The sequence below is a fragment of the Martelella sp. UBA3392 genome (assembly GCF_002358775.1).
GTDB lineage: Bacteria > Pseudomonadota > Alphaproteobacteria > Rhizobiales > Rhizobiaceae > Martelella > Martelella mediterranea.
The window spans coordinates 1-10,512 of sequence record NZ_DEPM01000077.1 but is presented as its reverse complement, the minus strand read 5'-3'; the positions used below and the strand labels follow the sequence as shown (position 1 = coordinate 10,512).

The window sequence follows — 10,512 nt, the reverse complement described above, 5'->3', positions numbered from 1 at the left end:
TTTTGAAAGCCCGCGTCGTTGAAAATCCTCGCCGTAGCTATGGCTACGACTGCGGCTTTCGCCTAGCCGGCTTTCAAAATCGCTCCGGTCATATGGGTCCTAATCATTGACTCTTGGTATTAGTCGCGCCGGCGACGGCCTCAAGATAGGCGCGGCACATCACGATAATCTGCCGCTTCAGGGCGGCGATCTCGCCGGCATCGAGGTTTCGCTCGAAAGCATTGCGGACCGCGCCGAAGATGGTCGTGAGAAGGGCTAGGCTGACGGTTTCCAGATCGGGGATCGTGGCGTCTGACGCACTTGCTAGCATGGCCTTGGTACAAGCATCGGCACGGTCGGCGAAATTGGCGACCAGAGCCCCGTTGTCGAGCTCCACGACCGAGGCATAGAGCGCGCGGGTCACGTCGGCGCGCTCCGTCTTTGCCTGGAAATAGGTCTCGATCAGCGCTTCGCACATATCCCCGAGGCTGCTGCCATGGTGGCTTTCGCAAACAGCTTCGAGACGTATCGCCAGGGCTTCCAGATAGCGTTCATTGAGCGCATAGATCAGCGCCTGCTTGTGCGGAAAATACTGATACATCGTGCCGACCGAAACGCCGGCGCGCTCTGCGACGCGGGTGGTGGTCAGCCGCGCTACGCCGCCACCCACCAAAAGCTGAATGCTTGCCTCGTATACGGCATCGAGCGTGACTGCGGCGCGCGCCTGACGCGGCTTTTTCCGGGGGCTAAGCGATGGCGGAGTGGCTGCGGGCAAATGCGAATCCTCAAACTGAATGATCCTTCATATATTTGCCTCGACCAGACCAGGCAAGAAAGGATTTGCATATGGACACTCAACGGATCGCGCTTGTCACAGGCGCCAATAAGGGGATCGGGTTCGAGATCGCCCGCCAGCTCGCCAGCGCCGGCGTTCGGGTCGTTCTCGGGGCCCGGAACCTCGGGTTCGGCGAGGCCGCCGCGCAGAAGATCTTGGAAGGAACGGCCACCGCCACTCATCTCGATCTCGACGATCACGCCAGCATCGCGCGCACCGCTGCCGAGATCGAAGCTGGATACGGACGCCTCGACATTCTCGTCAACAATGCCGGCATCTTCGATTTCGCAGACGCTCCGCCCTCATCCGCCTCGCTTGAGGCTGTGCGGCGGACAATGGAGGTCAACTTCTTCGGCACGCTGGCGGTCACGCAGGCGATGCTGCCCTTGTTAAGGAAGGCGCCCGCCGGGCGGATCGTCAACCTCTCGAGTTCGCTCGGCTCGCTCACGCTGAACGGCAGTCCCGACTCGACCTATTACGGCGCGCAGTTCATCGGCTACAACGCCTCGAAGGCGGCCCTGAACATGATGACCGTGCAGCTTCGCGAGGAATTGCGCGATACGAATATCGTCGTGAATTCGATCAGTCCCGGATTCGTGGGCACGGATCTCAACGGCGGTACGGGGCCTCTCACACCGGAGGAAGGGGCGCGGTTGCCCGTCCGGTTTGCGCTCGAGGGCGAGGAGAATGGCGGTTTCTTCGAAGCAGAGGGCCGCACGCCCTGGTAGGAGGATTTCGCGGGAAAAGCAGCCACGAAAAAGGGCGCCGCGAGGGCGCCCTTTTTCCGTGTGTTATCGTCTGCGTCAGATTTCCGGGTTGTGGGGCTGGAACAGCTTGCCCTTTTCGGCGATCAGCGTGAAACAGAGAGCGACTGCCGCGAAGACGAAGAAGCCGGCGATCATCGGCGTGGTCGTGCCGTTATAGGCATAGCCTATCGCCGCGCCGAGCAGCGCGGAAAACGCGGTGCTGGCGAAGCCGAGGATCGATGAGGCGGCGCCGGCCACATGGCCGAGCGGCTCCATGGCCAGCGCGTTGAAGTTGGGGCCGATCCAGCCGAACTGGAACCAGGCCAGCATGAACAGGCCATAGAACAGCCAGAACGGCATCGCACCGGCATATATCAGGTCGATCACAAGCCAGAGGCCGTTGGTCACCGTGAAGCCGATCATCGCGCCATGCGACAGCCTGCGCATGCCGATCTTGCCCACGATGCGGGAGTTGATCAGCGACGAGGCCGCCATCACGATGCCGATGCCGGCGAAGGCAACAGGAAACAGCGTGCCGAGACCGTAGATTTCGACATAGACCTGCTGCGCCGAATTCACGAAGCCGAAAATGCAGGCCATGATGAAGGTCGTGCCGAGCGTGTAGAACAGGGCGACGCGGTTGGTCAGCACGGTCTTGGCGCTGTGGATGACCGCCTTGGGCGTCAGCTCGACGACGTCTTCGGGGTGCTGGGTTTCCGGCAGGCGGAAGGTGATCCACATAAAATTGCCGAACGCGGCCAGCGCCAGGAACACGAACACCAGATGCCAGTCGCCGAACAGCATGATCGTCTGGCCGATCGAGGGCGCGAGGATCGGGATGAGCATGAACACCATCATGATCAGCGACATGATCTCGGCCATGGCCCGCCCGCCATGAAGGTCGCGCACCACCGCCACGGAAATGACGCGGGTGGCAGCTGCCCCAAGGCCCTGACAGAACCGGACCAGCAGCATCAGTGTAAAGCTCGGCACGAAGGCGCAGAGCACCGCGCCGATGAAATAGATCACCAGGCCGACGAGCAGCGGCTTCTTGCGGCCGAAGCGGTCGGCGATCGGCCCATAGGCAAGCTGGGCAATGCCGAAACCGAGCACATAGGAGGTGATGATGAACTGATGCTCATTGTCGGAGGTGACACCCAGGCTGGCGCCGATCTCTTTCAATCCGGGGAGCATGATGTCGATGGCGAGCGCGTTGAGCGCCATCAGTCCCGCCATCATGGCGACGAGTTCCCACTTGCCGGGCGCCTTGCGGGCGATCGCCGTCGATGTCTGTAATGTTTCTGTCACAACAACTAATCCTGAAAGCAAAAGAAGGCGCCGCTGTCGCGGCGCCCGGTCAATTCCGTGAGCTCATACAAGGGCGGGCGCGGCAAAAAAACGCGCCCGAAAACCGCACCAAAAACCGCTATGTGTGCCGGGATCGCCTCAGGCGGCGCCGCGAACGGCCACGCCCTTGGAGGAAAGATGTTCCTGCAGCTCTCCGGCCTGGAACATTTCCCTGACGATGTCGCAGCCGCCGAGGAACTCGCCCTTGACGTAAAGCTGCGGGATGGTCGGCCAGTTGGAAAAATCCTTGATACCCTGGCGCAGGTCGCCGTCAGCCAGCACGTTGACGCCCTTGTAATCGACGCCGAGATAATCGAGAATCTGGACGACCTGTCCGGAGAAGCCACACTGCGGAAACTGCGGCGTTCCCTTCATGAACAGCACCACATCATTGCTGTCGACTTCACTTTTGATGGCAGTCTGAATGTCACTCATGTGCAATCCTTTCACATACGGGTTCAAGGTCCGTAGCGTTTATTTGCTTTCAGCATATAATCGATCGATTGACTTTCGCCAACCCCGCCACGGGCGGAATTGAGCGAAAGCCGAATGGTTGACTCGCTCCTATTGCGGCGCGGAGGTTTGCAGCGCCAGCGCGTGCAGCACGCCGCCCATATTGCCCTTCAGGGCGTCATAGACCATCTGGTGCTGCTGCACCCTTGTCTTGCCCCGAAAGCTCTCCGATACGACTTCGGCCGCGAAATGGTCGCCGTCTCCGGCCAGGTCCCTGATCGTGACGCTGGCGTCGGGAAGGGCGGCCTTGATCATGTCTTCGATTTCGCCCGCGCTCATCGCCATGTTGAATGCTCCTCGATGGATGTCGTTCTCATGCCGGCTGCCGATCTTGTGCTGGCTGCCGATCTCATGCCGACTGGTTGTCGCCGCCCGCGGCGGCCATGAAGCGAGGGAACCACATTTCGTGGGCGGTGCGCAACTCCTCGACGGGCAGTGAAACAAGTTCGTCGATCACGAGCGCGTCGCCCTTGACGGTTCCCAGCCTGCGGAAGGCGATGGCGCTGCCTTCCGCCGAGGCGCAGACGAAATTGCCGTATTCCGCCGGCACGGTGATGACATAGCGGGCCTGATCCTCGCCGAAGAGCAGGGCATGCGCGGAACCGCGCGCCTGGGCGATGCTGATCTCCATGCCCTTGCCGGCGGCCATGCACATTTCCGCAAGCGCCACCGCGAGGCCGCCCGCCGAAATATCGTGGCAGGCGGTGACCTGACCGTTATTGATCGCCGAGCGCACGAAATCGCCGGTGCGGCGCTCGAGATGGAGGTCGACCGCCGGAGCGGGGCCGTCCACGAGGCCGAGCACGTCGCGCATATAGGCCGACGCGCCGAGATGCTCGCCGTCATTGCCGATGAGAATCACGTGGTCGCCCTCGGAAAACGAGCCGATCCGCGCCATCTTGCGCCAGTCGGCAAGGAGGCCCACGCCGCCGATGGTCGGCGTCGGCAGGATCGCCTCGCCATTGGTCTCGTTGTAGAGCGAGACATTGCCGGAAACGATCGGGAAGTCGAGCGCGCGGCAGGCCTCGCCGATGCCCTCGATCGCCTTGACGAGCTGTCCCATGATCTCCGGCTTCTCGGGATTGCCGAAATTGAGGTTGTCGGTCGCCGCCAGCGGCTCCGCGCCGGTCGCGGTAATGTTGCGCCAGCACTCGGCAACCGCCTGCTTGCCGCCCTCGAACGGGTTGGCCTCGACATAATGCGGGGTCACATCGCAGGAAAAGGCCAGCGCCTTGGTCGGGTGGCCGTCGACGCGGATGACGCCGGCATCGCCGCCGGGAAGCTGCAGCGAATTGCCCTGGATCAGCGTGTCATACTGCTCGTAGACCCAGCGCCGGCTCGACTGGTTCGGGCCGCCGACGATCTTCAGGAGCGCCGCGTTGTAATCTGCGGGCGCCTCGACCAGATGGGCGGGCAGGGTGCCGCGGGTATCGGGCTCGCGCCAGGGGCGGTCATATTCCGGCGCCTGGTCGCCGAGGTCCTTGATCGGCAGGTCGGCGACTTCCTCATTGTTGTGGAACACGCGGAAGCGCAGGTCGTCCGTGGTCTTGCCGACGATCGCGAAATCGAGGCCCCATTTGCGGAAGATCGCCTCGGCGACCTCCTCCTTTTCGGGGTCGAGCACCATCAGCATGCGCTCCTGGCTTTCCGAGAGCATCATCTCGTAGGCCGTCATGTTTTCCTCGCGCACCGGAACGCGGTTGAGATCGAGCTCGATGCCGAGATTGCCCTTGGCGCCCATTTCCACGGCCGAGCAGGTGAGGCCGGCAGCGCCCATGTCCTGGATCGCGATCACCGCGCCGGTCTGCATCAGTTCCATGCAGGCCTCGAGCAGGCATTTCTCCGTGAAGGGGTCGCCGACCTGGACGGTCGGGCGCTTCTCCTCGATATCCTCGTCGAATTCGGCCGATGCCATGGTCGCGCCGCCGACGCCGTCGCGACCGGTCTTGGCGCCGAGATAGACGACCGGCAGGCCGACGCCCTTGGCCTCGGAATAGAAGATCGAATCGGATTTGGCGATCCCGGCCGCGAACGCGTTGACGAGGTTGTTGCCGTTGTAGCGAGCATCGAACTCGACCTCGCCGCCGACGGTCGGAACGCCGAAGGAATTGCCATAGCCGCCGACCCCGGCGACGACGCCGGAGACGAGGTGGCGGGTCTTGGGGTGATCAGGTTCGCCGAAGCGCAGCGCGTTCATGGCGGCAACGGGGCGCGCGCCCATGGTGAAGATGTCGCGCAGGATGCCGCCGACGCCGGTCGCGGCCCCCTGATAGGGCTCGATATAGGAGGGGTGGTTGTGGCTCTCCATCTTGAATACGACGCAATCGCCGTCATCGATATCGACGACGCCGGCATTCTCGCCCGGCCCCTGGATGACGCGGCGGCCGGTGGTCGGCAGCGTGCGCAGCCAGCGCTTGGAGGATTTGTAGGAGCAGTGCTCGTTCCACATCGCCGAGAAGATGCCGAGTTCGGTGTAGCTCGGCTCGCGGCCGATCAGCGACAATATCCGCTCGTATTCATCAGGCTTCAGCCCGTGGGCCGCGATCAGTTCCGGGGTGATGACCTGGCTGTTCGAAAGGGTCATGAGACGTGAGCATCCCGCTTTGGTTTTTCAGACGTTGTTCGGTTCCATAAACGATGTTGCAACGCGAGGCGACATGGTTTTTCGATTTTCCCGGTCCGGCGGCAGGCCTCAGCCGCGCCAGTACATCGGCATCAGCACCACGACCACCGTCAGGATTTCCAGACGGCCGAGCAGCATCATGATTGCCAGAAGGCAGAGCTCGGGATCGGCGAAGGTCGAGAAATTGCCTGCCGGCCCGATGATATCGCCAAGGCCGGGGCCGACATTGGAAAGCGCGGTGAGCACGGCGGTAGTCGACGTTATAAGGTCGTAGCCGAGCAGCGACATGCCAAGGCTGCCGAAGGCCCAGAGCAGGATATAGGCGGTGAAGAACATCGAGACGGCGCGCTGGGTCTCCGAATCGACGCTGAGCCGGCCGTAGCGGATCGAATAGACCGCGTTCGGATAGATCAGTTTCTTCATGCCTGTCCTCAGCATGTTGAAAAGGATCAGGAACCGGTAGGATTTTATGCCGCCCGCCGTCGAGCCCGAGCAACCGCCCATGAAGGTAAGGAAGAACACCAGCACCACGGCGAAGGCGCCCCACTGCGAATAGTCGGTGCTGGCATAGCCCGTGGTCGACAGGATCGACGACACGTTGAACGCCGACTGCGTCAGCGCCGTGAGGAAGTCCATCTGGTCGTTGAGGCTGATATAGAGCGAGAGCAGGAACACCGCCACGAAAAGATAGGTCAGGAACAGCATGATCTGCGGATCGCGCAGCGAATCGAGCCGGCCGCGCACCACGAACAGGATCAGGATCGAGAACGGCAGGCTGCACAGCGTCATGAAGAAGGTCGAGATCCACAAGAGCGCCGGACTGTCGAAATAACCGAACGAAACGTCATGGGTGGAAAAGCCGCCGGTCGCCACCGTCGTCAGGGCGTGGTTGAAGGCATCGAACTGCGACATGCCGGCAAAGCCGTAGCAGATCGCGCATAACAGCGTGATGCCGAGATAGATCGCCAGAAACGCCCGGGTGAAGCTTGCCATGCGGGCGAACGGCTTGTCGCCGGTATCCGAGGATTCCATCTTGAAGAAGGCCATGCCGCCGATCCGCAGAAACGGCAGGATGAACAGGCCGAGCGCGACGATGCCGATGCCGCCCATCCACTGCAGCAGCGAGCGCCACAGAAGAAGGCCGGGCGCTGCGTGATCGAGGCCGGTCAGAACCGTGGAGCCGGTGGTGGTGATCGCCGAAACCGATTCGAACAGCGACTGGGCGAAGGTCAGTTCGCCGCTTGCGAGATAGATCGGGATCGCGCCGACAAGCGCGAAGGTCATCCACAAGAGGTTGACCAGGAAGAAGCCGAGACGCCGGCTGAAGGGCGGCGGATTGCCGCGCATGGCAACCGCGGTAACGGCGCTTGTCCCGCCAACCATGAAGCCGCAAAGGGCGAAGACCTGCCAATCGGCATTGCCGTAATAGAGGTCGACCATGGCCGGAACGAACATCGCGGCCGCGAGATAAATGCCGCAAATTGCCGCGATATAGAAGGCAGACCGCAGAAGCGTGGCGTTCAAGGGTCAGTTCCCTGTCATACTTTCTTGTCAGATACGGGCTTTTTCGTGACCCGGTTTGTATGCCATAGCGGTGTCACAGGACAAACTCAATGGGAAGCAGGAAATGCGCGACAACGTGATAGCGGCCAAAACCGCGCTGAGAGATCTCTTCGAAGCGACGCCGTTGCAGCGCAACGCCCATCTGAGCGCGAAGTTCGACGCGGACGTCTATCTCAAGCGCGAGGATCTGTCGCCAGTGCGCTCCTACAAGCTGCGCGGCGCCTTCAATTTCATGCGCAAGCGGATGGGCGGCGACGGGGCCTCGAAAGTGTTCGTCTGCGCCTCGGCCGGCAATCACGCCCAGGGCTTTGCCTTCTGCTGCCGGCATTTCGGCGTTCAGGGCGTGGTCTTCATGCCGGTCACGACGCCGCAGCAGAAGATCGACAAGACCCGCACCTTCGGCGAGGGTTTCATCCGCATCGAACTGGTCGGCGATATCTTCGATGTCTGCTATTCCGCCGCCCGCACGTTCGCCGCGGACCATGACGGCATCATGGTGCCGCCCTTCGATGATCCCGATATCATCGAGGGACAGGCGACGGTGGCAAGCGAGATCGAGGACGCCTGGCCGGAAGGCGAGGGGCTGCCCGATCTGATCGTGATGCCGGTCGGCGGCGGCGGGCTGTCGGCGGGGATAACAAGCTATTTTTCCGATCGCCTGCCGGATGAGGCGTTTCTGTTTACCGAGCCGGAGGGCGCGCCGAGCCTGAAACGCTCGCTTGCCGCCGGCGAGATCGTGACGCTCGAGGACGTCGATAATTTTGTGGACGGCGCGGCCGTCGCCCGGATCGGCGATGCCAATTTCGAGGCGCTCAGGCGGTTTTCGCCGGATCAGGTGATGGCGGTGCCGGAGAACGCGCTGTGCGTGACCATGACCGAGATGCTGAATGTCGAGGGCGTGGTGCTGGAGCCTGCGGGCGCGCTGGCGCTGACCGCGCTTTCCAGACTGCCGGCCGACAAGGTCCGCGGCCGCAAGATCGTGGTGCTCGTCTCCGGCGGCAATTTCGACTTCGACCGGCTGCCGGACGTCAAGGAACGGGCGATGCGCTATTCGGGGCTGAAGAAATACCTGGTGCTGCGCCTGCCGCAGCGCCCCGGCGCGCTCAAGGATTTCCTTGCCCTTCTCGGACCGGACGACGATATCGCGCGGTTCGAATACCTGAAGAAATCGGCGCGCAATTTCGGCTCGATCCTGATCGGCATCGAGACCTCGCGGCCGGAGAACTTTCATGTCCTGTTTGAGAACCTGGCAAGCAACGGCCTGAAATATCAGGATATCACTGAAAACGAAATTCTGGCGAACCTGATCATCTGACGCGCAGCGCTGGCGCGGCAAGCGCCGATCGGCTAGAAAGACAAAAAAGGGAGTTTTGAAGATGGCATCGTTTTTTTCTCGGATCGGCTCATTGTTTTCGGGCGGCGGCGCCGGCGAGGGGCGCGAGAACGAGCAGGCGGTGAAATCGATCGTCCATGAGGATTGCATCATCTTCGCCGAGCCGGCCAAGGAAGGGGCGCAGTATCGCCTTCAGGGCCGGATCGAGAAAGAGGTGAACGACGAGACGCTGACCCGGACCTTCATCCGCGCCGACCTGTTTTCCTCCCAGGATGAGGCGATCGAGTGGACCTTCCGCAAGGGCAAGCAGATCATCGACCAGAATGGCCGCTCGCTGTTTTCCGACGGCGCGAAGAGCCGCACGGCCTGAGGCTACCCCGACTCGCTGATGCCAGCGGGGCGCCTGAAGGCGCAACCCGGCTCCGTATCTCTGTTGACTGAGACGTTAGCCGTGGCGGCGTATGCGCAGCGGAAGCGCCGGTCGATCACGATTGCCTCAGACACGGCATCATCAGACGCAGCAGGCATCGCCCGCTGCCGCGCACCGTTTGTCCTGGCGGGTCGGGTCGCCGAATCCTGAAACGCGGCTTGACCGAAAACCCGGTCTCCACTCTCTCGCCGACACTCTGGCGCAGCCCCGTAACCAACCGAGCAGCAAACATAGCCCTGACGGTCCTCGACAGGTTTCCCTGCGGCGGATGTGGCATGCGCCGGGCGTCACACGTGGAAAAGCAGCAAATAGGACGTCAGAACCGCAATTCCGAAAAATGACAGCCATACCGGCATGTTGGACGATGTTGCAGCTGGCACCTGGGTGTTACGCTCCCGCTCCGTGACAGCGCCACCATGGGTCTCAAGCGCAGAAAGACTATAGCTCCCGCAACGCCGGCAAACGCGACCGGTGTTCTGCACCATCATGCAATCATTGCATTTATAGTGTGCCATAATAGTGATCCTCCGCAGCGGAGTTTATTATGGTTTTCTGTTACAGGCAATATAAAACGCGGCAGTATGATATGGTAAACGTAGGATTCTTCTGGATTTTTTGACCGGAAGGTCAAATATCGAAGCGGATTTTCTGTTTAAAACGTTTATAGTGCGCTTGGCTGGCCAAGCGAGGTCTGGATTTTTGCTTGCTGGACGCAATTCTCCGGCGGATCTGCGCAGCGCAGTTTTGCGGAACGTCAAAAACGCAAGGGAATCAGCAGCGTTACGCTGATTGAATCAATGCCGAAACGTTGTCCGGCACAAAGCCGGCTCAGCGTCACTGATACGAAAACTATGTCTGGAGGAAGAAGAATGGTGGGCGATGAGAGACTCGAACTCCCGACATCTTCGGTGTAAACGAAGCGCTCTACCAACTGAGCTAATCGCCCTTACTATATCTATTAAACTTCTTTTTAAAGTTGTTCAACAACTACTTTAATAATAAAAAAAGCTAATGGTCACATCTCCTGACACTTGTGAAGTAAGATCTTTTGGCTCCTTATTACTCACTTCAAGTTCCTCAGCGCTTAATGGCTTTAAATCACTTTCAAGAGCCACCTTGAGGACTTCATTAACATGCGATGCA

Annotated in this window: 9 protein-coding genes and 1 tRNA gene; 3 read left to right on the top strand and 7 right to left on the bottom strand. The window is 61.0% G+C overall.

What is annotated here, in order from left to right; translation table 11 throughout:
• Window positions 1-103: 103 nt before the first annotated feature.
• On the bottom strand, window positions 104-754 hold the full coding sequence (locus B4E36_RS05920; RefSeq protein ID WP_292052802.1) for a TetR/AcrR family transcriptional regulator: 651 nt from the start codon (window positions 752-754) through the stop codon (window positions 104-106).
• Window positions 755-825: 71 nt separating this feature from the next.
• On the opposite strand from B4E36_RS05920, the gene B4E36_RS05915 reads away from it, so the two are divergent.
• A complete protein-coding gene (locus B4E36_RS05915; protein WP_292052800.1) occupies window positions 826-1,542 on the top strand; it encodes an SDR family oxidoreductase in 717 nt (238 codons plus the stop codon).
• A 75-nt stretch (window positions 1,543-1,617) separates the two neighbouring features.
• Here B4E36_RS05915 and B4E36_RS05910 read toward each other — a convergent pair whose 3' ends face one another.
• The 5 genes from B4E36_RS05910 to B4E36_RS05890 all read right to left on the bottom strand — a co-directional run bounded on the left by B4E36_RS05910 (window position 1,618) and on the right by B4E36_RS05890 (window position 7,567).
• Window positions 1,618-2,868 (bottom strand): multidrug effflux MFS transporter, encoded by a 1,251-nt coding sequence (locus B4E36_RS05910; RefSeq protein ID WP_292052797.1) that lies wholly within the window; start codon window positions 2,866-2,868, stop codon window positions 1,618-1,620.
• A 138-nt stretch (window positions 2,869-3,006) separates the two neighbouring features.
• Entirely contained in the window at window positions 3,007-3,342 is a 336-nt protein-coding gene (gene grxD / locus B4E36_RS05905; protein WP_292052795.1) for a Grx4 family monothiol glutaredoxin, read from the bottom strand.
• 129 nt (window positions 3,343-3,471) lie between these two features.
• Window positions 3,472-3,705 (bottom strand): BolA/IbaG family iron-sulfur metabolism protein, encoded by a 234-nt coding sequence (locus B4E36_RS05900; RefSeq protein WP_018064326.1) that lies wholly within the window; start codon window positions 3,703-3,705, stop codon window positions 3,472-3,474.
• Between the two features lie 64 nt (window positions 3,706-3,769).
• Window positions 3,770-6,004, bottom strand: a complete 2,235-nt coding sequence (gene purL / locus B4E36_RS05895) for a phosphoribosylformylglycinamidine synthase subunit PurL (RefSeq protein WP_292052792.1) — start codon at window positions 6,002-6,004, stop codon at window positions 3,770-3,772.
• A gap of 108 nt (window positions 6,005-6,112) precedes the next feature.
• Window positions 6,113-7,567 (bottom strand): TrkH family potassium uptake protein, encoded by a 1,455-nt coding sequence (locus B4E36_RS05890; protein WP_292052790.1) that lies wholly within the window; start codon window positions 7,565-7,567, stop codon window positions 6,113-6,115.
• Window positions 7,568-7,670: 103 nt separating this feature from the next.
• Between B4E36_RS05890 and ilvA the strand changes: the two genes are divergently transcribed.
• Together ilvA and B4E36_RS05880 are read left to right on the top strand one after the other, a co-directional pair.
• The gene (ilvA, locus tag B4E36_RS05885; RefSeq protein WP_345900108.1) at window positions 7,671-8,921 is read left to right on the top strand and encodes a threonine ammonia-lyase; all 1,251 of its coding nucleotides are present in this window, start codon (window positions 7,671-7,673) and stop codon (window positions 8,919-8,921) included.
• Window positions 8,922-8,982: 61 nt separating this feature from the next.
• Window positions 8,983-9,309 (top strand): HlyU family transcriptional regulator, encoded by a 327-nt coding sequence (locus tag B4E36_RS05880; protein WP_345900107.1) that lies wholly within the window; start codon window positions 8,983-8,985, stop codon window positions 9,307-9,309.
• Between the two features lie 930 nt (window positions 9,310-10,239).
• Here B4E36_RS05880 and B4E36_RS05875 read toward each other — a convergent pair.
• Window positions 10,240-10,315 (bottom strand) — tRNA-Val (locus B4E36_RS05875).
• Window positions 10,316-10,512: the final 197 nt, after the last annotated feature.

What these genes read in the sequence shown, in the direction of transcription:
- B4E36_RS05915 (WP_292052800.1), top strand. Translation starts at nt 826, where the DNA reads ATGGACACTCAACGGATCGCGCTTGTCACAGGCGCCAATAAGGGGATC.
- B4E36_RS05900 (WP_018064326.1), bottom strand. Translation starts at nt 3,705, where the DNA reads ATGGCGATGAGCGCGGGCGAAATCGAAGACATGATCAAGGCCGCCCTT.
- grxD (WP_292052795.1), bottom strand. Translation starts at nt 3,342, where the DNA reads ATGAGTGACATTCAGACTGCCATCAAAAGTGAAGTCGACAGCAATGAT.
- B4E36_RS05880 (WP_345900107.1), top strand. Translation starts at nt 8,983, where the DNA reads ATGGCATCGTTTTTTTCTCGGATCGGCTCATTGTTTTCGGGCGGCGGC.
- ilvA (WP_345900108.1), top strand. Translation starts at nt 7,671, where the DNA reads ATGCGCGACAACGTGATAGCGGCCAAAACCGCGCTGAGAGATCTCTTC.
- purL (WP_292052792.1), bottom strand. Translation starts at nt 6,004, where the DNA reads ATGACCCTTTCGAACAGCCAGGTCATCACCCCGGAACTGATCGCGGCC.